This is a genomic window from Sphaerospermopsis sp. FACHB-1194, assembly GCF_014696235.1.
In the GTDB taxonomy this organism is placed as follows: domain Bacteria; phylum Cyanobacteriota; class Cyanobacteriia; order Cyanobacteriales; family Nostocaceae; genus Sphaerospermopsis; species Sphaerospermopsis kisseleviana.
On the sequence record NZ_JACJPU010000062.1, the window covers coordinates 1 to 25,166 of the forward strand.

The window sequence follows — 25,166 nt, forward strand, 5'->3', positions numbered from 1 at the left end:
CATAATTGGCTGTTGTTTGGTTCATGTTTAGGTTTTTTAGTTTTTTATTTGCTGGTTAATTGTATTTGATACTGATGTATTAATAAGAATTTTTATGATTTTTTAATTATTTGATTTGGTGGAGGTAAGGTAAATTATGGGTAGTATAGCGATCTCTATCAGGCAATCATCCATAGGAATCTATGTTATAATTAAGTTGTTATATATATTTGAAAATTATGCAAATAGAAATTACCAAGCTATCAAGTCAAGGTCAAGTTACTATTCCCCAAAATTTAAGAGAACAGTATCAGTGGCAAGATGGTCAAGAATTAATAATCATTAATGTAGGTGATGGAATTTTATTAAAACCTAAAAAAACTTTTCCTGAAACAAAATTAGATGATGTTGCTGGGTGTTTGAATTATCAAGGAAAAGCTAAAACAATTGAAGAAATGGAACAAGCGATCGCTTCAGGGAGTTACCGCTAACTCATTTCTAAAGTATCACTAAATGAAATGGTGCATCATTGATAAATTAAAAATATCGAATTATTTACATATGCAATTTATTTACAAAAACTGATATTACTGATATTTTTGTAGGGGTTTAGCAATGCTAATTGGTGTCAATTTAAAATCAAAACCATAACCCGACTGGGAATGAATTCCCAGTCTAATAGCAAAAGTCATCTAAAGATGACTAAATAAACACAAAAAATCTTCTAGTAAACTTTAGTTTACTTTGGTTATTAGCCCGGAAATTCATTTCTGGGCGGGGGTGGAAGCTAACAGATCAGCCATTTTTTGATTAAGTTGACACCACACTATTAAGTATTTTTAAATAGGTGAGTTTATTCAAGATTGATATATGTGTTGGGTTTCGTTTCCTCAACCCAACCTACTACTGAATATTAAAGATTTTGTTCATCTTCTTCAGTTAAATCATCATTAGCATCTTCAGGTAGTTTGACTCCTTTCAAAGTGAAAGTAAAAGTATTACCTTGTGCAATTACTTTATTTACTTCTTCATAGAAAGGATAATTACCAATACCACTAATATTCACCCAACCACGAGAACGCGTTAAAGCTACAAATAATTGATTTCGTAGTTTTGTATCGCTTTCATTTTTAGCAATGTTATCTAACCCAACTACATAAACCATATCTGCTTCATTTCCCTTAGTTCTATCAATTCTAGAAACGGTTACACCACCATCAAACCAGAATAAATCAGGATTATTATTAGGCCATTTGGGATTAATATCATTTAATGCTAATGCGCTAGGAATATAAATATCAATTCCATAATCTATTAAAAAATTAGCTATTTCTCTTTCTAATTTATTGCCATTATAAAAAGGTGGAGTAGTATAACCCAAAGCAATTACTAAGATGTTGCGACTAGGACTTAATTGATCTTCTTGTAAATTATATTTAATTTTCTCTACTAATGCGAAAAGCTCATCTTGACGAGAATCATAGTTTTCAAATTTAATCACTGGATGATTAGAGATGCGAGGAACTGGATTAGGTGAATTTTCTGGAGGTCTGGTAATAGTAATTTTAGCATTACTGCTGATTTTACCTTCTACCACTTCAAACCCAATAGAATGTAAATCTTGTTTCTGCATACGTTCGGGTTTTAGCACTCCTTCTGTTCTTAATAAACCAGTACCAAAAGCATAAGCAGCAGTTAAGATTTCTCCAGGAGTACGGTAGCAACGTTCCATCTCATGAGCTTTACGAATACCCCCCGGATAAATACCACCTTCACGACTACCACCTTTACGACTACCACCTAAGACATTACTCAGTTCATCACCCAAGACTTTGCTTGCTGTTGGTGCAACTGCTCCTGTAGAATGTATGCTCTGCGCCTCATCATAAGCCCAAATCAAACGTTTTTGCTCAGGTTGCTCCTTAGTCACAGATTTTAATGATTGATATGCTAACCAATAAATTGACTGTTTCTCTTCACCATCTTCTGCTGTAAATTTTAGATCATCTTCCGTCATTAAATCCTGTCCTTCATCAATCACTAAAGCATCAAAAATAGGGTTGAATTTTGGCTTTTGCTGCAAAAAGTTTCGACAACCATAGGCTAATGCATTATTAGGAACTTCTTCTCCTGTATCAGGTGGATTTAACTTTCTTATCCTTTCGATTCTACAAATTTCACCATATAAACCATCTCTATTGTTTGCACCCCAAGCATGAAGAACTCTTAAATTGGAATTAGGGAAATTGTTATATTCGATTTCTCCATTAGTAAAATGTTCTATCCATAACTCAAATAATTTTTCAATTTGGTCATATAAACTACGAGTAAAGAAGACAAATGCAATTTTCCATTCAGGATGTTTCAGGTGCATAATCACTGCTTTCTGACTAAAAAGAACAGTTTTTCCTGAACCAGCAATTCCTCTTACTCGTTGTGGACCTGGTGGAATAGTTTTACCAATATATTCCTGTTTAACATCCCATTCATACATCAGTTTTTGTGCTTCTGCTAATATATTGTAAAGACTTTGATTATCAGCAGATTCTATTCTTTCTAAAGACTTACGCAGAATAGATGTTCCACTTATAACACTTAAAAGGGATTTATATTGACTATCATTTAATGATTCGCCTGTAATCGCCGCCTGAGATTTTTCTATACGGTTTTTTAAACCAACTTCACCCAGTTGATTATTAAATATAAATGGTGTACCCTCTTCTGTTCCCGTCCATCCTTTTTCTTGCCATTGTTTTGTACTAATATTGGGAAAAGCAATTAAAGTACGTCCAATGATTTTTTGTTGAATATCTGATTCTGGAGTTTTAATAGGTTCTTGATCACAATATTTACGCAACACTGCGGCATATTTAGAAATATTTTCCAGAGAATAATTTTGTTGTAGAGTATTATTTATAAACTGGATATAGTTATCATTAACTGATGTAATTTGTTCAATATTTACAGGACAAACTTCTATTATAATAATGCCCCATTGTTGATCAACAATAAGTATATCTGGTTCTTTGCGGCGATCGCCAACTTGCAGAAAAAGAGGATAACGCCAATACCCAATACTAGACTCACGACTAGAAGAAAATGCTGCTCTGACTGCATCCCAAACTTTTTGATAACCAGCATCATTATTTGGTGCAATAGCTTCTGTAGTAATAAAACGTGGTAAACCTTGTCTAGCTTTCGTAGTCATTGTATTTGTTGTTTATGTGTAGATTAATTCTTTATACTATAGTTTTCATTGTTGTAGATACGGATTTATACTGTTCTTGTATTACAAAATACTAAGAAAAAAACCGGAAAAGATCGGAAAAAATGGGATCACATTTAGCTATAATGGTTAAAAACCATACTATGTATAGCTTTTATGACTGTAAACGAAGTTGTAAAATTTGTTGATAAGATAGTCTTTGATAAAACTGGAAAGCATCTAGATGATATTCAAACTGCTGTCATTGCAGGAACATGGGAAAGACAAACCTATGATAATATTGCACAAGAACACAATGTTACTAAAAATCATATAGGTGATGTAGGTGCGGAATTATGGCAACTTTTATCTAAAGCATTGAATGAAGATATTAAAAAAACTAATTTTCGTTCTACATTAGAAAGGGGATATATTAAATCATTTGAAAGTTCTAATATTTATAATATAAATGGTAATAATAATAGTTTTTATTATCCGCAAACCTTAAATAATCCTAATAAACAAAATCAAGAAACTAATATAAATAATCAACATAAATCATCTTACCACGATCTCACTCTATCACCCCAAATCATCAAATTTCACAACCGAGAAACCGAACTGCAAACCCTCACACAATGGATACTAAACCAAAATACCCGCTTAACCTGCATCTTAGGAACATCAGGAATAGGTAAAACCACCCTCACAAAAAGATTCATAGATTTAAACCTCGATAAATTTGAAATCATTATCTGGAAAACCCTCAAATACCCTAAACCATTAACCCAACTCCTTAATGACTTATTTAACACCTGTCAAAAACAACCCAAAGAAACCTTACATGATAAAATCAAACAACTACTTGATATTCTCACCAACAACAAATGTTTAATCATCCTTGATGACATCCAAAATATCTTTACAACTGGTGAACTTGCGGGAAAATATCAACCAGAATATCAAGATTATCAAACCCTATTCAAAATAATTACAGAAACCCAACATCAAAGTAATATTATTGTAATTAGTCAAGAACAATGTCCAGAAATGGAATCTTTAGATCCAGAATTATATCCCATTAAATCTTTAGAACTCTCAGGTTTATATCATCCTGAAATTCTCCAAAACACAGGATTAACAAATCAGGATAGTTGGTTAAATCTTATTACCTTATACCAAGGTAATTTGATGTTTTTAAAAACTATTACCGTCTTAATCACCAAAAATTATGATGGTGAAGTTGCCGATTTTTTAGCAGAGAATATATTACATATTACCCAACAAATGCAGTCTTATTTTCAAGATAAATTTAACCGTTTATCACCGATAGAACAACAAATAGTATTACAACTGAGTAAATTTGAAAAACCGATTTCCAGAGAAGAATTAAGACAAAGGTTAGCACAAAAATTAAATTTATCTTCTGTTGATTTTAATAATGGATTACAATCTTTACAACAACGGTATTTAGTGGTGAAAATTAAAGAAGATAAAGTCATGTTTTCATTGTCTCCTGTTTTTCGGGAATATGTGAAAAATTACTGTAAAGATTGAGCATCATTCATGTATCAATACTCAAAAATACTATCAAAAATTTCTCGCTTGATCCTAAAATTAACATCCCTGATTTTTTGGTACAATATATCTAAATCCGAAATATTAATCTTACCATCTAGTTGTAATTTACGAATTATTGCTAAAGTTCCTTTAACGTTTAATCCTAATCTTATTGCTTCTTTTCTAGCAGCAAAGTCATCTAAAATAATATAATCTGGTTGTAATTCTACCCCTAAAGCAATAGCTTCAGACTCTCCTATTCCTAAGAAGTCATTTAAACTATTAGCTAGAGAAACTAATTGTACTTTTTGTACTGTTAATTTATTTTCGCTGATTAGTTTATTAATATGTATGGATGATTGATCTTGTTTAGCACTGATTTCTTCTTTAACACTTTCTGGTAATAAAAATTCAGCTTCCATAGTCAGAAATAAATCAAGAAAATCCAACCGAGATAAAAAAATCAAAAGGGAAGAGTTAAAAACTATTTTCATGATCTTTACCAGTTTTTTTCTATAGCAATATCGTCAACGGTAAGATATGAAAAATCTATTCCCATTAATTCTAAAATTTTCAAAAATATTTCTGTATCCATTTCCATAATTTCGGCTGCTTTATGTAAACTAATTAACCGAGATGTTAAAGCACCAAGCACAAATATAAATCTTTCTTTCTGTTCTATACTCTGAAATAATTGCACTTGAGAAGCAATTTCTTTAAAGGTAGTTTGATGATTCATTTATTTGCTACTCGTAAATCTTTGATTTTCTAATTTTGGATGATTTGATGTCATTATTAGCCCCCTCTCCACATCGGAAAGGGGGATAAAGTGTGAAATTAAGCCGGATAAATCCTTAACCTGCGATTTGGTTCTTCACCAAAACTATGAGATTTAAGCCGATAATGTTCCACCAACTCATGCTGCATTTTCCGCACCTGAGCAGAACGGGGTAATAATTCCACCGGTTGACCTTTAGGAATGACAATTTGTTCAACCGCTAATCTTGCTTCTTCTAATGCGTCTATTTCGTCATCGCTACCACTGTGCAAAAACAATTGTAATTCCTGATCATCGGTAATTTCCGGCTCGTCAATGTTCAACAAACGCCGCAAACCGCGAGTAATCTGGGGAATAGTGCTGGACTTAATGACATGAATAGGGACATGACGCGCCTTAGCCATTTGCCTTAATTTCGCGTGGTTTTTGACGTGCGATCGCAACGCCAGAATCGCATCAGCACTATCTATGTCTTTTGTCAAGACCACAGGCAAACTTAACACCCCAATCACCTGTTCCAACTGGTGACGACTCACTCCATAGGGGTAAACGTGCAAAGGCAAATCTTCCCCATTGGGACCTGGTGATTTAGTATGACCGAAATCAATACTTTCACCATAATTCAAAGACTCATCTAACAAGCGGTCAAACTCGCTGCGTCCCGTTACCCGTTCCCTTTCCACAGACAAAGGAGGTAAAGCTACCATTTGACCAGAAGCACGCCAGCCATTAACTTGTTTAACTGCGGGAAAAGATTCATCCTCACTAGCTAAATGACCACCGCGACCATTAACCACAGATAACTGTCTAGTAATAGACACCTTACCCTTGTCGTCCACAGTGCGCGTTTGTGGGTTAGCTTGACGACCTCTTAATAGAGTATCAACGGTATCGGACACGCTTTCGTGTACTACCCAGCGTTGTCTCTCCAACATTTCCACAGCAATTTCAAAGGTGGGAGGCGCTTTGCGTTCCAACACCGTTTTTTGTGAACCGCGTCTTCTCGCTTCGTCATCTCCTAGCGTCACCGCTTGAATACCCCCTACCAAATCAGAAAGGGTGGGGTTTTTGATCAAGTTTTCAATTTGGTTTCCGTGGGCAGTACCCACTAATTGTACACCTCTCTCCGCAATTGTACGGGCAGCTAAGGCTTCCAATTCTGTACCAATTTCATCAATGACAATCACTTCTGGCATATGGTTTTCCACTGCCTCAATCATCACCTGATGCTGTAATTCTGGTTTTGCTACCTGCATCCGCCGAGCGCGACCAATAGCTGGGTGAGCAACATCACCATCCCCGGCAATTTCATTTGAGGTGTCAATTATCACCACTCGTTTATTCAATTCATCTGCCAACACACGGGCAATTTCCCGCAAAGCAGTAGTTTTACCTACACCGGGACGACCAAGCATGAGAATTGATTTACCAGTTTCTACCAAATCGCGGATCATGCCAATAGTACCAAATACCGCCCGACCCACACGACAAGTCAAGCCAATAATTTTACCATTGCGGTTGCGGATAGCACTGATCCGATGTAAAGTTTGCTCAATACCCGCCCGATTATCTCCACCAAAGGTTCCGACTCGTTGAATACAATCATCTATTTGTGCTTGAGTGACAGGGTATTCGCTCAGATACTCAGCAGCATGAGGAAAGCGAGCTTCTGGGCGACGACCTAGATCCAAAACCACTTCAACTAAATGATCTCTTTTAGGATGGTTATCTAGTTGCTGTTGCAGGTCTTGGGGTAAAATGTCCAGTAACTTTTGCAGGTCTTCTGTAATCGTCATGCTTTCTATGGTGGTGACGTTTTTAGAGATAACGAATGAGCAATTTAACGCTCTTACTGTGACTTAATCTGAGAAACGAGAGAATCAGCAAGTTTTACAGCTTGCCAAAGTAATTCCGGTTCATCCTCAAGGCGCAGACTTGCCTTAACACCAGTGGAACTCACCTCCTGATTTTCCAACTTGTCAATAACTGATGACAGCAACACACGAGCATAGCTACCATAGGCTACACCAGCAATTTTGGATTTTGGATTTTGGATTTTGGATTTTGGATTGTCATTTTCTAATCCAAAATCTAAAATCGGCAATCTAAATTCGTTTAAAAGTCCCATAGCCTTTAATTTAGGAACTGTGTAGCTATTAGTACCCCCAGCTAACTGCACATATCCCGGTAGATTTGCTGCCAAAACTTTTTGTCCTAATTTTATTGCTGCTATGGTAGTACCATTACCGATATCACCACTCATAGAGCGCCCGTCTGTTTGCCAAATCAAGGTTTGGGTACGGGGTGAAATTAGATCATAAATTGTTTGTAGGTAATCAATTAAACCATCACCATCATTGCAACTGATAGCTAATAACTTTAATTGATCTGCCCAAGGAGCGATCGCCTCCCACAAACGCTGAAACTCTGCCAAACGCCCTACTTTTGTATGAATTTCTATGGCATCTATTCCCGTTGACATGATCAATGGTGCAATCGCTCCCGGCGTTGACAGATATGATGCTGTATCAATTATCTCATAAGGACAAACAGGAATGCAACGCCCACAGCCATAACATTTTTCGGCAATAATTCCTGAAAAGCTATCTTTTTGATTGTTAAAAACTATAGCTTGGGCTGGACAAATCTTTTCACAGGGTCTAGGGCAATCTTGTGGACAATAAATAGGATTAAATTGGGCTTTTCTAAAATGGGGATCTTCTCCATCGTTAAGGCTGACCATTAACAAGGGTAAATGGCCTGAAAAATTAAAGCCTCTCGCTTGAGCATCTTTAACAAGAGTTTTAGCAACCAGTAAAGCTTCCTGAGCGGCATTAATTACAGCCGGATCAGCAGCCACATCTATGCAGTCAGCACCCGCCAAAGTATAGGCTAAAGTTAAACTTCTGACCGCCGGTAGATGTTGGAAACTGGCTCCACAAATCAGCTTAAACCAGTTACCTTGTTTTAGGGATTGTAAAGGGGCTAAGAGTTTGGTCACCCTTCTATTATGCTTTTTTTGCCATCAAAATTGCAGCCCCTGATCAGGAAAAAATCCAATTTTTTGATCAGCAGATGGGGAGTAGGGGAGTAGGGGAGAAATATTTGCCTCCTGCCTCCTGCCTCCTGCCTTCTTAATTTTGAGATGGATACAAAGGAGACTTATCAAGACCGCCAATTTTATTCAGAGGCCAAAAACGAATCACAGCACGACCAATAATATTTTCCCGTGGTACTAAACCCCAACAGCGTCCATCATAACTACTACCACGATTGTCACCTAACACTAAGTATGAATCAGTTGGTATGGTTTGCGGTTTCGCTAAGAAAGGAGGTTGCGATCCTGATGCACAAACATCCACAACAGTACGGGATGAGGTAAATAAATATTGTTCTTCTGGCAGATATTTTTTATTAATATATACTTTGCCGTCTTTAAGTTCTATTTTTTCTCCTGGTAAACCTATAATGCGTTTAATAAAGGCATCATGGTATTGTTCTCTTTTGAGTTCATCTGTGGGTGAAAATACAACTATATCCCCTCGCTGTGGGTTAGCAAATTTATATGTCACCTTATCGACAATAATCTTATCAGCCTTCCATTGGTCTTGTACACCGTGCAGCGTCGGTTCCATTGACCCTGTAGGAATCCAACGCGCTTCAGCGACTAGGGTGCGAATCCCCAAAGCTAGAAAGACGCTCAATATAACAGTTTTGCCTAGCTCGACGATCCAGGAATTATCAGGTTGTTGGCTAGAGTTTTTATCAGACACTTGATTTTGCATGAAATTACTGAAATTTAGGGTAACAGACAAGCACTGAACTGATGAGAGAGACTGTGATGTTATTGTTATTTTAATATTTTAACTAGACAAGTGATTTTTCCTAATAGATGTTGATATGGGTTGCTAGAAGTTTGTGACTGAGTAGAAATTAATTTTCTTTTAACATATAGGAGAAGATAAAACTGATAACTGTTAACTGTGAACTGATAACTGATTAAATTTATGTCATCTGCTAAAAGTTTACTGATTCGCCAAGCACGCGTAATTCTACCCAATGGTGAGTTTATAATTGGGGATGTGCTGACCCAAGGCGGTAAAATAGTCGAGGTAGCGTCAGAAATCTCTTATGCCACACCAACTCAAGAAATAGACGCACAAGGTTTAACTTTGTTGCCGGGAGTCATTGATCCGCAAGTACATTTCCGCGAACCCGGTTTGGAATACAAGGAGGACTTGTTTACTGCTAGTTGTGCTTGTGCTAGAGGCGGTGTCACCTCTTTTCTGGAAATGCCGAATACAAGACCTTTGACAACCAGCCAGTCAGCTTTAGATGATAAACTACAAAGGGCTGCCAATAAGTGCTTAGTTAATTATGGCTTTTTTATTGGCGCAACAGGCGATAATTTAACAGAATTAATTTCTGCCCAACCCACTCCGGGTATTAAGATTTTTATGGGGTCTATGCACGGTCAATTGCTGGTTGACCAGGAAACTGTACTAGAGCAGATTTTTGCTCATGGTAGTCGTTTAATTGCTGTTCATGCAGAGGATCAAGCGAGAATTAACCAACGTCGTCAAGAGTTTGCTGGTATTCATGATCCGGCTATTCATTCCCAAATTCAAGATAATCAAGCTGCTTTGAATGCGACACAATTAGCATTGAAGCTTTCTAAGAAATATCAACGACGGTTACATATTCTACATATGTCAACTGCTGAAGAAGCGGAGTTACTGCGTGAAGATAAACCGAGTTGGGTGACAGCGGAAGTGACTCCACAACATTTGTTATTAAATACCAGTGCTTATCAAACTATTGGCACATTAGCACAGATGAACCCACCGTTGCGATCGCCCCATGATAATGAAGTTCTTTGGCAAGCTTTACGAGATGGTGTGATTGATTTTATCGCTACTGACCATGCACCACATACTTTAGAAGAAAAAGGTCAAACTTACCCGAATACTCCTTCCGGTATGCCAGGTGTGGAAACCTCTCTACCTTTAATGTTAACCTCAGCAATGGCTGGAAAATGTACTGTTTCCCAAGTGGTGAACTGGATGTCTAAAGCAGTAGCTACCGCTTATGGTATTCCCAACAAGGGAGAAATTACCCCTGGATACGATGCGGATTTAGTTTTAGTAGATTTAAATACCTACAAACCAGTAAAGCGGGAAGAAGTTTTAAGTAAATGTGGTTGGAATTCCTTTGAAGGTTGGAATTTGACAGGGTGGCCTGTGACAACTATTGTCGGTGGTGAAATTGTTTATGATCAAGGAAAGGTAAATACGGAAATTCGCGGACAAGCTTTAACTTTCCTGTAGTAAATAATCGGTTTTTCCCAAAAAATTAAAAAATTAAAGCGAATCTATTTTACCCAGACTCGCCGAAAGTAGATTATTGGTAGATGCACTTTCTCAAAAGCTAAATTTTAAACTGTTGATGAGTATCTGTATAAATTGGTACCCAACCCTCGACAGTTGTGAAATAGCGTATTACCTTAAAATGTAAAGATGCTGAGAAACTACACCAATGTTCTACTCCGGCGGGAATGTGTAAATAGTCTTGTGATGTAATTAACAGTTGTACTTGAGTGCGATCAGGTTTCACAAAACCATAAATTATTTCTCCTGCTAACAAATAAATAGCTTCTGCAGCATTATGGGTGTGATAACGTCCATAAGTAGCCATCCAAGTTTCCAAATTTGGCGAACCAGGATGTATATTGAGTAAATCACTCCACAAATAACCATTTTCTTGCTGAAGAAACTCAAACACGCTGTTATGAAGTCCTACAATATGACGCTTTTCGACATCTGTAACGGTTTCTTGTTCCATCAGTTCTGGAAAAAGTAAAGATGTCCCCGGATCATAATGTCTGAGTTTAATACCTAGAGGTTCTAACTCATGAGCGATCGCACTTAAATCACTTTCCGTTGTTCCGTCTTCCAGTAATAAAATTGCCATGATAAAATGCTAAATTCTCTATTAACAACAGTTTACTGAAAATTGTCTCAAATAGCCACTATTGCCAATCGATAATTAGGTGTTTTTAACGATACTTTATAAAATCAGGAGTTCAGGAGTTCAAAGAGTCGTAGGGGCGAAGCATTCGGTCGACAAATTATCAATTTTATGAAAAGGCTATTTTCCGAATGCTTCGCCCGTACAGGAGTCAGGAGTCAGAATATTTATTTGTAGCAGAAATCCATAACAGTAAGTTTTTTTATAAATTATCAAGAATGCCGTGAAAACTCTGCTTTATTATCAGTCCTTACATAAAAATTAATCACTTGCATGATGCTAAATAATACCATTAGTAGTATCATAGTACAAATAAACTATATTGTAACCATTGTCAACAAATGTCTGACCTGATTTTATTTTGGCATCGTCGAGACTTACGTATTTCCGATAATACAGGACTAGCAGCAGCTAGAAAACAAACTGCAAAGGTAGTAGGTGTTTTTTGTGTAGATCCTGACATTTTGCAACAGGATGATGTTGCATCTGCTAGAGTTAGTTACATGATTGGTTGTTTACAAGCATTGCAACAACGATATCTTCAAGCAGGTAGTCAGTTATTAATTTTACAAGATAATCCAGTAACAGCCATTCCCAAATTAGCTGAAGCTTTGAAAGCAAAAGCAGTTTTTTGGAATTGGGATGTAGAACCCTACGCACAAACACGGGATAAAAGTGTAATTTTGGCACTTAAAGAAAAAAGTATTCAGACTCTAGAGAAAAATTGGGATCAATTATTACATTCACCCGATGAGATTTTTAGTGGTTCAAAAACTCCTTACACAGTTTATACTCCCTTCTGGAAAAATTGGAGTAGCAAACCTAAAAATAACCCAGTTGCAACTTTAGAAAACTGCGAAAATTTAACAGATGCAGAACAGGAAATAGCTAAAAAAACAGGCACAATTAATTTACCATCAGCGAAAGATTTAGGTTTTATTTGGGATAGGGAATTAATAATTGCACCAGGAGAAACAGCAGCACATAAAAAATTAGACAAATTTACCAAGTTTGTGATTAATGAATATGATGAACAAAGAAATTATCCTGCTATTGAAGGTACATCTTTATTAAGTCCAGCCTTAAAATTTGGTGTGATAGGAGTAAGAAAAATTTGGCATAAAACCGCAGAATTATTAGCAAATAGTAACAGTGAAGAATTCACTAATAATATTATCGCTTGGCAAAAAGAATTAGCTTGGCGGGAATTTTATCAACACGCCATGTACCATTTTCCAGAATTAGCTGAAGGTGCATATAGAGAAGTTTTTAAAAACTTTCCTTGGCGAAATAACGAAAAACATTTTCAAGCTTGGTGTGAAGGAAAAACAGGTTATCCCATAGTTGATGCAGCCATGCGACAATTAAATGAAACAGGCTGGATGCACAATAGATGTAGAATGATAGTAGCCAGTTTTTTAACCAAAGATTTAATTATAAACCCGCAATGGGGAGAAAAATATTTTATGCAGAAACTCATCGACGGTGACTTATCTGCTAATAATGGTGGTTGGCAATGGAGTGCGTCAAGTGGAATGGACCCCAAACCATTAAGAATTTTTAACCCAGCTAGTCAAGCACAGAAATTTGATGCTGATGGTGAATATATCAGACAATGGGTGAGAGAATTGAAATCTGTAGATACAGAATATTTAATAAGTGGAAATATTACACCCTTAGAACGTCGTGCAGTTGGTTATCCTGCACCCATTGTAGATCATAAAAAACAACAAGCTTTGTTTAAACAATTGTATCAAGAACAGAAAGCTGGTACAGATTAATTTTTATTTTTAGAGGGGAAGGATATAAACATTAACCATCCCCCACACAAAACACACACAGAACTTACTCCAGCAGCAATAATTAAACCTCTAAAGTGACAGTTTTAGCAAATGGCTACAACATACCTTGTACTTTTAGCGATAAAACTTAACTTTTCTTTGTGTTTTTGCGGCTTTGCGTAAGATATTCTGAGAACTGGCACAACAAACACCAAAATATTGTAACAATACAATCAAAATATAAGTATCTACTGATACGGTTGAAACTTATGTCATCATCCCGTGATCCTCTACTAACAGTTGAACTGAGAATACCTAGTTCCCATCCTCAGTTATTAGAAGGTTTAGATATTTGGTTGCGTCTAGGTTTAATATCTGATGCCAAAGTTAGGCAAATATGTCAAACTTATCTAGTTTGTGCTGTAGTTTTACAACCACAATTACAACCACAATTACAACCACAATTAGAATATCAAACACAAGCAGTATTGACAAAGACTACCACATCAAAACCATTAATTGCCACCTCAACCCCAAAACCACAAACACCACCTCAACCTAATTTTATCACTGCGATGCTGCAATCATTAGGTGAAGAATTAAGTGTGAGATGGTTATTATTTTTAGGAGTGTTTTTAGTCGTTTTATCCTCTGGTGTTTTAGCAGCAAGTCAATGGGAAAAATTTCCCGCTATTGGACAATATGGAGTTTTATTAGCTTATACTTTAACATTTGGTGGTTTTACTTTTTGGGCAGGTAAACAAGATAATTTAAAATTGACAGCACAGACATTATTAATTGTCACTTGGTTATTAGTGCCTGTTAATTTTTGGGCAATGGATAGCTTTAATTTATGGAATAATCCTATTAACTGGTTAGTATTAGCTATTGCTTCTTTATTTCTATCAACCATTACAGTTTTACTTGCTAAAAATCGCACAATTATTGGTAATTTTCCATCAGGGAAGTTACCATTTTTGAATATTCTCAGTTTAAGTTATTTACATTGGGGTTGGAAAATATCAGGTTTTCCCCTAATTGCTGTTTATATAGCAATAGTATGTACAACCTTAATTACAGTTTATCAAAAACTCAAACAACCAAGAGAAAATATCGACACACAGGATGATAGCTGGGGAGTAGGAATTTATTTTGCAGTCATTATTTATGGTTTATTAGGATTATTATTTCGAGCCATTTTTGTTGCTGGTGTTAATGTCACGCAGTTAGGTTTAGCAATTAGTATTTGTGGTTTGTTAGCGGTTTGGTTATCAGCTAAAAATATTAAATCTACCCCCTCTGTTGCTGCTATTTGGCAAAAAATAGGGGGAATTTTATTATTTTTAGGTTGGTTAGTTTCAGTGTTCACTCAACCACAACAAGCAATAATTATCAGTAGTTTAAGTTTATGGGTTTTTAGTCAGCGTTTACAAATTCATAACTCAAAAATTGATTTCACAGCTATTTTCTTGATTGGTTTACAAACAACCTGGTTAAGTTGGCGGATAGTACCAGAAACATTACAGCAATTTATCATTAATACAGCAACTTATCTGACTAATTCTCAAAATCAACCTTTAGCATTATTGAGTATTGCTTTATTCCCTTATTTAATATTGATGTTAATTCTCACAGAAAAATTGCATCATGAACAAAAAGAAGAATTAGCAGTTTTTGGTAAACAGCTAACCCTATTATTAGGGGTTTGCTTAACAATGTTCGCTTTACTAAATTCTACCTTATTAACACTCAATCTTTTATTGTCTGCCATTACTTTAGCTATCGTTACTAAACGCTATGCGTCTCTTCCCCATTTACTGTATTTAACTCATGTTACAGGTTTGTTGGCTGTTTTTTCTGCTATCAATTGGTTATCACCAAATTTGAGTAAAGAAATTTGGGCAACAATTTTGTTAACTGTCATGGTTGCAGAATGGGTATTTAGTCTCGGTGCAGGAATTTGGAAACGTAGTGCTTGGTATATTGGTTTAGCACTTGCTACCTTGAGTTTTTCTTTATTGTTGGTAAATGTACAATTATTATCTGATCACAATTGGGGAGTTATTTGGTTAATTACACCTTTAGCACTTACAGGTTTAGCTATTCTCACTCATGATGAACAACATCGCACTTTTAATACTTTTTTGAGTATTTTATCTGTCATTGCTGCCCAATTTTTAACCCTACCTTTAACAGAAACAAGATTAATTAGTTTGGGTATAAGTGCAAGTGTGTTGTTTGTCAATACCCGCTATTTAATAAAACAAGAAACTGCTGCTTTAACCATCGGTTTTGGACTGAGTTTTATTGCTGCATTATTGTGGAATATACCAAATTTAGCTTTATCAGTTTGGTTTTTGGTTGGTGGGTTTGCTATCTTTACTTTATGGTTAGGACGTACCATACTTTTAAGAAAAAATACCGAATTAACCCTTATTTACGCAGCAGCAAGTGATAAATGGGCTATTGCACTATCTACCATAGAATTAATAGGAATTACCTTACATTCATTCCTTGTGTATACGGTAAATAGCAATGCCGAAATTTTCTATTTATTGGCTACATCAATAACTTTAACTGCCATTATTTATCGTACTTATCAACAATTAACAAACTGGGCATTTTATAGCATTGGTTGGTGTTTAGAATTGTTAGTGGCGGAAATTTTAGGTTTTGGTGAACCATCAATTATTAAAATAGGAATTGCTAATATTGCCTTGGGTTTAATAACTCAACTATTCGGTGAATTGTGGCGCAGAAAATATCAAACATCCTCTCAAACTATACCTCAAAGTTTCCATATTTTACCCATAATTTATGGTGCATTTAGTGTTTTATTAAGGTTCAATACCTTTACCGACTGGACAGGTTTATATAGTTTAGGGATAGCCTTAATTTTAGTTGGTGTAGGAAGGAGAAGAGAAGAATTTAAACCATTACTTTATTTTGGCATTATTGGGATATCAATTTCTGCTTATGAACTGCTATTTTATCAAATGTCTGAAGCTACAGGAGGTGCATTAAGAGATGGTTTAATAGCTATGTCAGCGTTAGGAACTAGCATCATGTATGCTTACCGTATCCTTTCCCCTTGGTTAATAAATTATTTTTGTCTCACACCAGGAGAATTAAAAAATATTGCCCATTTACATTGGTTTTGGAGTAGCATTTTATTATTAGCTGCTGTCACAGTTCCCACAGAAATTAACCTTTATCCAGCTATAGGAACAGGACTATTTTTAACCCGCTATGGAATATGGCAAGGAAGAAGAAATAATTTCCATCAACCTGTACAAACTGTTAGTAATATCAGTAAAGATGAAATTTGGGTTTATCTAGGTTTATTAACAGCAGGGATAACAGGTATTTATTTACAAAATTTACCCATAGGTAGCTTTTTAACTCAACAGTTAACACCTTGGAACGGTGCTTTAGCTTGCATCTTTGCCTACTTCCTCTACATTACACCTTGGGAAAAATTAGGTTGGTCAAAAACACCGTGGCAACGTACATCATACATTCTACCATTAATCATTATCGGAATCACCCAACAGCAAATTTATCCCCTGACCTTAATTATTGCTGCTTTATACTATATCTTTCTGTCTACAAAAACCAGACAAATTCGCTTTACCTACATTAGTGTAATTTTAATTAATTGGGCATTATTTAAATGGTTTATTCAATTAAACTTCACAGATAGCTTATGGTATATCACACCCATCAGCTTATCAATATTATATATTGCCCAAATAGACCCACAATTAAAACCACAAGAATTTAAACCAATACGTCATTTTATCAGAACTATTGGTAGTGGTTTAGTTTGTGGTTGGACAATATTATTTTATCAAAATTTACCTTACATACCCGGTATTTTTAGCCTTATTGCTATCTTTGCCGGACTAGCTTTAAAAATACGTGCCTTCCTGTATGTTGGTACAGCAACTTTTATCATTACCAGCATTTATCAATTAGTAATTTTCAGCCTCAGTTACTCCTTCTTAAAATGGATAATTGGCTTATTAGTAGGCATTCTTTTAATTTATATAGCAGCCAACTTTGAAACCCGACGCACTCAAATTACTTCTTTACTTCGCAATAGCATCGAGAAATTTCAACAATGGGAATAATGAAAATTAAAAATTGAGAATTAAAAATTAAAAATTAAAAATTAAAAATTAAAAATTAAAAGCCCCCCTTTTTAAGGGTGGTTGGGGGGATCAACAACTACAAATACAAAGACTTAACCCACTCCCATTCTTTTGCTAAACCCTCCCTCAAAGAAACCTGTGGCCGATAACCAAGAATTTTTTGCGCCTTAGAAACATCAGCAGCAGTATGACGCGCATCACCCATAGCCTTTTCAATATGATTGCGTTTAAGAGGCTTACCAACAATTTCTTCCATCGTATCCAAAACTTCAGTTAAAACCACCCTACTACCACCACCAATGTTAAAAATTTCTCCCACCGCTTCTGGTGCAGTAGCAGCAGCTAAGTTAGCAGCAACCGCATCACTGACAAATGTAAAATCTCGCGTTTGCTGTCCATCACCATAGACAGGAATAGCCTCATCCTGCAAAACCCCTTTAAAAAACTTATGAAATGCCATATCTGGTCTTTGTCTTGGACCATAAACCGTAAAATACCGCAAAGAAACAAAAGGCACACCAAAATTTTTATGATATAGTCCACACAACCTTTCAGCAGCTAACTTAGTGATACCATAGGGTGAAACCGGTTTAGGTGCAATTTCCTCATGAGTTGGTAAAGTTTCCGCATCACCATATACACTGGATGTTGAGGCAAATACTAACCTTTTCAACCGGGAAGCATCCTTAGCAGCTTCCAACAAAACCTGTGTAGTGTTAATATTCCGTTCCGTATAAGCCCGAAAACCCTGACCCCAGGAATTTCTCACCCCAGCTTGTGCTGCCTGATGATATACTATTTCCACATCTTGAAAAAGTTTTGGCAAATCTAAAAATTGAATATCCCCTTCAACTAAAGTAAAATTCGGTGAATTTTCAAAGGTGGCAATATTTTTTCGCTTTAACTGTGGATCATAATAATCATTAAATTCATCAATGCCAATTACTTGTTCTCCCTGTTGCAATAAGGTATTGACCAGGTGAGAACCTATAAACCCAGCAGCCCCAGTAACGATAATTTTAGTCATGTTCCCGATGTCTTGAAATGTTTATGATTTTTTTTATCAACGTCATTCTAACTGTTAATAAGTTATGCTAAGTTGTGCTAATTTTTTAACTAGACATTTTCTTTTTACTAAAAACCACAAAACTTTATAGTTTGTTGACAATTTTAGTAAATCGTGATGAATTTGACTTACTAAATTAAGTGTTCCTAGTTTCCCCTTGCCCGTTCAGACCTTGATTATTAGGATAATTAGTGAAAAAATTAATCTGCGAGTAACTTTGTGGCATTCGCACTTTGACAGGAACGCACGAGGAAATAAGTGAAAGTTTTAGTTGTCGGTAATGGGGGACGTGAACACGCTCTAGCGTGGAAACTGCTACAATCAGACAAAATTGAGCAAGTTGTCTGTGTACCTGGGAATGGCGGTACTGCAACAATGGAACGTTGCCAAAATTTGCCTTTAGCGGTAAATGACTTTGAAGGCATAGGCAAATTTGCTCTGGAAAAGGGCATTTTTTTAGTAGTGGTTGGTCCAGAAGTACCTTTAGCAAAGGGTATTACAGACTATCTGCAAAGTAAAGGACTGATGGTATTTGGTCCAAACAAAGCCGGAGCGCAAATAGAAGCTAGTAAAGCCTGGGCTAAAGCTTTAATGCAAGAGGCAGGAGTTCCCACGGCTAAAGCGGCAGTTTTTCAAGAAGCAGCAGCAGCAAAAGCTTATGTACAAGCAGAGGGAGTGCCAATTGTCATTAAAGCTGATGGTTTAGCTGCTGGTAAAGGTGTCATAGTAGCCCAAACCGTTGAACAAGCAGAAACCGCTATAGATGCTATTTTTCAAGGACAGTTTGGCAGTGCAGGTAATTTTGTTGTCATTGAAGAATGCTTATTAGGTCAAGAAGTTTCAGTTTTAGCATTAACAGACGGGTTAACCATTCGCCCCTTGTTACCTGCTCAAGATCATAAACGCATAGGAGAAGGCGACACCGGAGAAAATACCGGAGGTATGGGAGTGTATACGCCTACACCCATCGCCACACCGGAATTAATGGGGCGTGTGCAAACAGAAGTTTTAGAAAGAACCATCACAGCTTTAAGAAATAGAGGTATTGACTACCGGGGAGTTTTGTACGCTGGTTTAATGGTTGCAGACAATGGCGACTTTAGCGTTTTAGAATTTAACTGTCGCTTTGGTGATCCAGAAACTCAAGTCATTTTACCTTTGCTAGATACACCCTTAGAAGATTTAATCTTAGCTTGTATCCAGCAGCGTTTAGGAGAAATGCCACCTCTAACTTGGAAACCAGGTGCAGCAGCTACAGTAGTTGCCGCTTCAGGTGGTTATCCTGGAGATTATGAGACAGGCCAAGTGATCACCGGTATTGAAGCAGCAGAAACAGTAGGTGCAATAGTATTTCATGCCGGCACAAAGCTGAACTCAGACCAGCAAATCGTTACAGACGGTGGTAGAGTCTTAAATATTACTGGAATGGGAGAAAATTTTCAGCAAGCGATCGCCCAAGCTTACACTGGAATCAAACACATTCAATTTTCAGGAATGTACTACCGTCGAGATATCGGTCATCGTGTCTTGAAAACAAAGTGATACAGCACTTTGCAGGTAAATGAAGTACACATATTAACATTTTAATATAATAAATCTTGTGGGGTGGGCATCCTGCCCGCCTTTGTGTACCTCATTCAGATAAAATAGACTGTAATTTAGCAGGTTAGTAGGTTTTCCACCTCCCCACCATTCCATCTTCCCCATTTCTCCCTAACACCTTTTTTGAATTAACTGTTAATTTTTAAATGGTTGAGACAGAAAACACACAACTACTAACAGCTATAGTGATCCGATTTGATTCATGAATTTTTCGTGGAGGCAGGGAACAGGGAACAGGGAACAGGGAACAGGGAACAGGGAACAGGGAACAGGAAAGAAGGCTGTCAGTATTTATGGTGAGCGAAGCCGAACCATGTACTGAGTTCTGTTCAAAAATCAAATAGGAGTCCTATATATATAAATATATTTAAGATGCTGGCTTTTTTCACAACAATCCGCAACGTCATTAGCCATTGGTGGTATGAATTTACCCTCCAAACCAAACTTCTAGCAGTCGCCACCCTAGTTGTTTCCTTATTCATGAGTGGCCTAACTTTTTGGGCAGTCAACACCATTCAACAAGATGCACGTCTTAACGATACCCGCTTTGGTCGTGACCTGGGACTACTACTAGCTTCCAACGTTGCCCCACTCATCGCGGAAAACAATCTCACAGAGGTAGCCCAATTTTCCCAACGTTTCTACAGCAGTACATCTAGCGTCAGATATATGCTTTACTCTGATGAAACCGGGAAAATCTTTTTTGGCATTCCTTTTTGGGAAACCGAAGTAGAAAACTCCCTCACCATCAAACGAAAAATACAACTACCAGAAGATTATCCTGGTGACGATGACCAGCCAATGGTACGCCAACATAACACCCCAGATGGTTTAGTCACAGATGTATTTATTCCTTTAATAGAGGATCAAAAATATTTAGGCGTGTTGGCCATTGGCATCAACCCCAACCCCACAGTAGTCATTTCCTCCAACTTTACCCGTGATGTCACCATCGCTGTATTTATCACAATTTGGGTGATGGTTATTTTAGCAGGAGTAATTAACGCTTTAACCATTACAAAACCAATTAAAGAACTATTAGTAGGCGTTAAACAAATTGCCGCCGGGAATTTTAAACAGCGAATTGACCTACCACTGGGAGGGGAACTAGGAGAGCTTATTTTCAGCTTTAATGAAATGGCAGAGCGTCTAGAACGCTACGAAGAACAAAACATAGAAGAATTAACCGCCGAAAAAGCCAAATTAGAAACCTTGGTTTCCACCATTGCCGATGGTGCAGTATTAATTGACAACAATATGCAGGTAATTTTAGTCAACCCCACAGCACGACGCATTTTTGCCTGGGAAGGGGTTGATGTGGTAGGTAAGAATGTACTGCATAACTTACCCCAAAGCGTACAAATGGAAATTACCCGCACCTTGTACGAAATGGCAGCCGGTGAATGTGAAAGTGCTGAGTTCCGCATCCCCCTCAACCAACCCACCAAACGCACTATCCGTATTCTTTTAACCACAGTCCTGAACCTGCAACGAGAAAGTATTAAAGGTATCGCCATTACAGTGCAAGATATCACCCGTGAAGTAGAACTGAATGAAGCCAAAAGTCAATTTATCAGCAATATTTCTCACGAACTACGCACACCATTATTTAATATCAAGACCTATATAGAAACACTCCATGACTACGGTGAAGACTTAGGAGCAGAAGACCGCCGCGAATTTCTCGCAACTGTAAATCATGAAACCGACAGACTTACCCGCTTAGTCAACGATGTATTAGATTTATCAAAACTAGAATCCGGTCGCACTTACAACTTTGATGGTGTTGATTTAGCACAAGCATTAGAGCAGACCTTACGCACTTACCAACTCAACGCCAAAGATAAAGGAATTGAACTGGTTCAGGAAGTAGCCCCGAATTTACCGCTAGTAATGGGTAATTATGATTTATTACTGCAAGTTTTTGGTAATTTAATCGGTAATGCGCTCAAATTCACTCCCGCAGGTGGTCAAGTAGCCATTCGCGCCTACCAGCTAAAGCCTCCCATATCAGAACAAAAGCATCCCCTAGTCAGGATTGAAATTAGTGATACAGGTATAGGTATCGCCCCAGAAGACCAACAGGCAATATTTGACCGCTTCTTCCGGGTGGAAAATCGAGTTCACACCCTGGAAGGTACAGGTTTAGGTTTATCAATTGTCAGAAACATCATGGAAAGACATCATAGTCAAGTACATTTAGTCAGTGAAGTTGGTGTAGGTACTACTTTCTGGTTCGACTTAGCCATATTTGATGAAGAAGCCGTACCCGCATTGCTGCAAACCACAGGTGACACATCTGAAATAGCAAAGGTTTGACGCTTAACTATTAGGACTTACGCAAAATATCTCTCAAACCCTCTTTCCTTCGTGTCCTTCGTTGCTTTGTGGTTGATTCTGCCGATACAAAAAAGCTAACTAATGCTAACAAAAGTTGGCTTTTTCTTCCTGTTTCACCCTAGCAGTGTCGGCACTATCTAGTCCACAGGCTAACACGATCAATCTGACCGCTTCTTGTTTTAAATTAATCGCAGCGTTTAAATCTCTGTCAATCTCAAAGCCACAGTTATCACATTTAAACACTCTTTGAGATAATGACAGTGATGATTTCTTTTCTCCACAACCCCTCAGTTTTGCTACTGGGATAATATCTATCCACAATTACTAACTTACTGCCATACAGTTGTGTTTTATATTCTAGCTGCCTTCTGAATTGATAAAAGCCCATATCAGCTATAGCTTTTGATAATTTCCCATTTGCTAACATCCCAGATACATTCAAATCTTCTATCCCTATCACCGCGTGGTTTTTGCTAATATAGGTAGTAATTTTGTGTAATGTATCTTTTCTGATATTGGCTATTTTTTGGTGTAATCTCGCTATTTTGATTTGGGCTTTTCTATAGTTATTTGAACCTACTTTTTTATGACGGTTCAAATATTGCATTCTTGCTAACTTTTTCTCATACTTTTTATAACTTTTTACTCCATCAAATACTTCTCCTGTTGATGATATTGCTAGATGATTTATTCCTAAATCAACTCCTACAAACTCTTGATTTTTCTGGGTTTGAGTCGTTTCTATTTCTATTTTCCAAGAGATAAACCACTTGTCAGCTTGTTTACTGATGGTGACAGATTTCGGTTTATATCCTGTAGGGAGAATTTCATAAGTTTTTATCCAACCAATTACGGGTACTTTTACCTTTCTGTAGTCAATTTTTATGACACCATCTAAGGTAAAAGAATCATGTTTACCCTTTTTCTTAAACTTAGGAAACCCTTTACTTTTTTTGAAGAAAGATTTAAAAGCATCTGACAAATATCTTAATGCGTATTGAGGGGCGCATTTAGACACTTCATAATACCAAGGATGGGTAGATTTAATGGCTGCTACTAACCATTTGTGTAAATCTATGGCTGTGGGAAATTTGATTTTTTCTTCTGGTTGCAGTTTGTTATGTAATAATACCTGTTGACACAGTGCTAAACCTTGATTCCAAGCGTGTCTGGCTACTCTTGCGTGTTGCGCCAGTAGTAGTCGTTGTTGCTTGTTAACTTTGAGTTGGGTTTTGAATCCTAGTAGCATACAGTGATTTTACTGTAATTCTGTCACAAAGCAAAAGATGACAGGAAATTTTCAGTAAATGTGAGTATTTGTTAGTATTGGTTAAGAAAACAGTAACTAGCTACTAACCCTGACTTGTGCGTATGTCCTAACTATATTACTTAGGTTGTCAGAGAAATTAACAAACAGACAAATAATATAGCTATGAGCAGCACTAGACCCTGATTTCGTTGAAGCCAGCTTTTATTAGTCTGCCTTTCCAGTTCTAACTGACTCTCTTGCCAATTTTGGTAAAGAGTACAATCTTGAGCATAAGGGCGTTTGGGAAAATTACAGCTATCATCCTGATGATAAACACAGGTTTCACAAAGATAGTCATTGCCAACAGCACGATGCAAAGGAATACCCGGATGTCCAAAAGCTTTTAGAGTTATTCGGCAATGAGGACAAGTGATAGCCTGACTATCAATAAGTTGATGACAACGAGGACAAGATAAAGTAGCCAAAACCTGACAGTAAATAGAAATAGGTTAAACATTTTGATTTTAGCCAATTCGATTCACAAGCAGCGACCCAAACAGCAAATATGGCTGAGTGTTGCACCAAGTAGGCTGTTACTATATATTCCCCCATCTTGTGGGATGGGCATCCTGCCCGTTCCTGACAGCGCACCACTATAAATTTTTCTGCAACTTATAAGAAAATCGAGTGAGCCAAAACCACGCCCCCTCAAGTATCGGAACTTGGTGGAAATACTTGATCGTACTTGAGGCGGTGGATGTAGGCGAACGGATTGCCCATGCGTGGGGCAGTCATGATATATTGTTTTTCAACAGGCATGGTAATCAACCTGTATAAAAACCTAACTGCCTAACGGCAATCTGTACCTTGACAATTGAAGATTGGTGGGTTCTATTCCATAGTTCTAGTTCCTACCCAGGAATAGGTAAAATCTATCCTTCGGGAAGCCGCTTCGCGTCTACATGGGGGCTAAACTTGTGTTAAGCGTACTTGTACCGAGCCTGTCCTGAGCGGTGTCGAAGGGCGGTGTCGAAAGGCGCAGTCGAAGTAGTCGAAGTAGTCGAAACACGACACAGAATTTAAACTCAAACAAATTGGGAATCATCCAACTAGGGAAGGGCATTCCCTAAGTAAAGCTTGAGGAGAGAACCACCTCGCTTGTTAGAAACTGCAAGGGATCTAGTCTAAGTGGACTCGTTGAATCAAGAATCTGCGCTCCTTTAGGACGCAGAGTGTCAAACATTGGCAGTCCCATAGAAACTAACCACTTCTGGAGACTGCAATTAATCTGATTTGCAAAACCCTGTTCCAGTAAAGCTTTCAACCCATTCCCCAAAAAGTCTAAAAAATTTTTGAAAAAGTAGTTGACATTCCCAGAGAGGTCAGCTATATTAAATGAGGTGAGGCAAACGAAGCCCACCACTG

19 protein-coding genes are annotated in these 25,166 nt (G+C 37.2%); 7 read left to right on the forward strand and 12 right to left on the reverse strand.

The annotated features are described in order from the left end of the window. The first annotated feature begins 218 nt into the window (after nucleotides 1-218). Nucleotides 219-470, forward strand: coding sequence for an AbrB/MazE/SpoVT family DNA-binding domain-containing protein (locus tag H6F45_RS23620; protein WP_199291232.1), 252 nt, complete (start codon nucleotides 219-221; stop codon nucleotides 468-470). Between the two features lie 422 nt (nucleotides 471-892). Here the strand turns inward: H6F45_RS23620 and H6F45_RS23625 are convergent, their stop codons facing one another. Then, a complete protein-coding gene (locus tag H6F45_RS23625) occupies nucleotides 893-3,187 on the reverse strand; it encodes an ATP-binding domain-containing protein (protein WP_190348543.1) in 2,295 nt (764 codons plus the stop codon). Nucleotides 3,188-3,361: 174 nt separating this feature from the next. Between H6F45_RS23625 and H6F45_RS23630 the strand changes: the two genes are divergently transcribed. Further along, nucleotides 3,362-4,741, forward strand: coding sequence for an AAA family ATPase (locus H6F45_RS23630; RefSeq protein ID WP_190348544.1), 1,380 nt, complete (start codon nucleotides 3,362-3,364; stop codon nucleotides 4,739-4,741). A gap of 14 nt (nucleotides 4,742-4,755) precedes the next feature. On the opposite strand, the gene H6F45_RS23635 is transcribed toward H6F45_RS23630, so the two are convergent. From H6F45_RS23635 to lepB, 5 genes are all read right to left on the reverse strand, one after another. Further along, nucleotides 4,756-5,238 carry a DUF3368 domain-containing protein gene (locus H6F45_RS23635; RefSeq protein WP_190348545.1) on the reverse strand — a complete coding sequence of 161 codons (483 nt, stop codon included), beginning with the start codon at nucleotides 5,236-5,238 and terminating at the stop codon, nucleotides 4,756-4,758. A gap of 5 nt (nucleotides 5,239-5,243) precedes the next feature. Continuing rightward, nucleotides 5,244-5,483: a hypothetical protein gene (locus H6F45_RS23640; RefSeq protein ID WP_096567545.1), complete on the reverse strand. Its 240-nt coding sequence runs from the start codon at nucleotides 5,481-5,483 to the stop codon at nucleotides 5,244-5,246. A gap of 98 nt (nucleotides 5,484-5,581) precedes the next feature. Beyond that, the gene (locus H6F45_RS23645) at nucleotides 5,582-7,318 is read right to left on the reverse strand and encodes a R3H domain-containing nucleic acid-binding protein (RefSeq protein WP_190348546.1); all 1,737 of its coding nucleotides are present in this window, start codon (nucleotides 7,316-7,318) and stop codon (nucleotides 5,582-5,584) included. A 53-nt stretch (nucleotides 7,319-7,371) separates the two neighbouring features. Then, the gene (locus H6F45_RS23650) at nucleotides 7,372-8,523 is read right to left on the reverse strand and encodes an LdpA C-terminal domain-containing domain (RefSeq protein ID WP_190348547.1); all 1,152 of its coding nucleotides are present in this window, start codon (nucleotides 8,521-8,523) and stop codon (nucleotides 7,372-7,374) included. A 133-nt stretch (nucleotides 8,524-8,656) separates the two neighbouring features. Beyond that, nucleotides 8,657-9,307: a signal peptidase I gene (lepB, locus tag H6F45_RS23655; RefSeq protein WP_096567551.1), complete on the reverse strand. Its 651-nt coding sequence runs from the start codon at nucleotides 9,305-9,307 to the stop codon at nucleotides 8,657-8,659. Between the two features lie 222 nt (nucleotides 9,308-9,529). Here lepB and H6F45_RS23660 point away from each other — a divergent pair, with 222 nt between their 5' ends. Continuing rightward, a complete protein-coding gene (locus H6F45_RS23660) occupies nucleotides 9,530-10,849 on the forward strand; it encodes a dihydroorotase (RefSeq protein ID WP_190348548.1) in 1,320 nt (439 codons plus the stop codon). A 100-nt stretch (nucleotides 10,850-10,949) separates the two neighbouring features. On the opposite strand, the gene H6F45_RS23665 is transcribed toward H6F45_RS23660, so the two are convergent. Continuing rightward, on the reverse strand, nucleotides 10,950-11,492 hold the full coding sequence (locus tag H6F45_RS23665; protein ID WP_137668712.1) for an acireductone dioxygenase: 543 nt from the start codon (nucleotides 11,490-11,492) through the stop codon (nucleotides 10,950-10,952). Nucleotides 11,493-11,890: 398 nt separating this feature from the next. On the opposite strand from H6F45_RS23665, the gene H6F45_RS23670 reads away from it, so the two are divergent. Then, nucleotides 11,891-13,330: an FAD-binding domain-containing protein gene (locus H6F45_RS23670; RefSeq protein WP_137668713.1), complete on the forward strand. Its 1,440-nt coding sequence runs from the start codon at nucleotides 11,891-11,893 to the stop codon at nucleotides 13,328-13,330. A gap of 269 nt (nucleotides 13,331-13,599) precedes the next feature. Continuing rightward, nucleotides 13,600-17,463: a DUF2157 domain-containing protein gene (locus H6F45_RS23675; protein ID WP_190348549.1), complete on the forward strand. Its 3,864-nt coding sequence runs from the start codon at nucleotides 13,600-13,602 to the stop codon at nucleotides 17,461-17,463. Nucleotides 17,464-17,560: 97 nt separating this feature from the next. On the opposite strand, the gene H6F45_RS23680 is transcribed toward H6F45_RS23675, so the two are convergent. After that, nucleotides 17,561-18,511, reverse strand: a complete 951-nt coding sequence (locus H6F45_RS23680; protein WP_190348550.1) for an NAD-dependent epimerase/dehydratase family protein — start codon at nucleotides 18,509-18,511, stop codon at nucleotides 17,561-17,563. A gap of 297 nt (nucleotides 18,512-18,808) precedes the next feature. Here H6F45_RS23680 and purD point away from each other — a divergent pair, with 297 nt between their 5' ends. After that, the gene (purD, locus tag H6F45_RS23685) at nucleotides 18,809-20,092 is read left to right on the forward strand and encodes a phosphoribosylamine--glycine ligase (RefSeq protein WP_137668975.1); all 1,284 of its coding nucleotides are present in this window, start codon (nucleotides 18,809-18,811) and stop codon (nucleotides 20,090-20,092) included. 432 nt (nucleotides 20,093-20,524) lie between these two features. Continuing rightward, nucleotides 20,525-22,471: a two-component system sensor histidine kinase NblS gene (gene nblS / locus H6F45_RS23690; RefSeq protein ID WP_096567564.1), complete on the forward strand. Its 1,947-nt coding sequence runs from the start codon at nucleotides 20,525-20,527 to the stop codon at nucleotides 22,469-22,471. 105 nt (nucleotides 22,472-22,576) lie between these two features. On the opposite strand, the gene H6F45_RS26765 is transcribed toward nblS, so the two are convergent. The 4 genes from H6F45_RS26765 to H6F45_RS26300 form a co-directional block, all read right to left on the reverse strand. Beyond that, a complete protein-coding gene (locus H6F45_RS26765; RefSeq protein ID WP_322743387.1) occupies nucleotides 22,577-22,735 on the reverse strand; it encodes a zinc ribbon domain-containing protein in 159 nt (52 codons plus the stop codon). After that, nucleotides 22,728-23,741: a transposase gene (locus H6F45_RS23695; protein WP_242052710.1), complete on the reverse strand. Its 1,014-nt coding sequence runs from the start codon at nucleotides 23,739-23,741 to the stop codon at nucleotides 22,728-22,730. The genes H6F45_RS26765 and H6F45_RS23695 overlap by 8 nt, the downstream gene beginning before the upstream one ends. 140 nt (nucleotides 23,742-23,881) lie before the next feature. Continuing rightward, on the reverse strand, nucleotides 23,882-24,226 hold the full coding sequence (locus H6F45_RS23700; RefSeq protein WP_096567566.1) for a zinc ribbon domain-containing protein: 345 nt from the start codon (nucleotides 24,224-24,226) through the stop codon (nucleotides 23,882-23,884). 641 nt (nucleotides 24,227-24,867) lie between these two features. Next, nucleotides 24,868-25,166 (reverse strand): hypothetical protein (locus H6F45_RS26300; protein WP_206754860.1); only part of this gene is annotated, 299 nt, incomplete at its 5' end.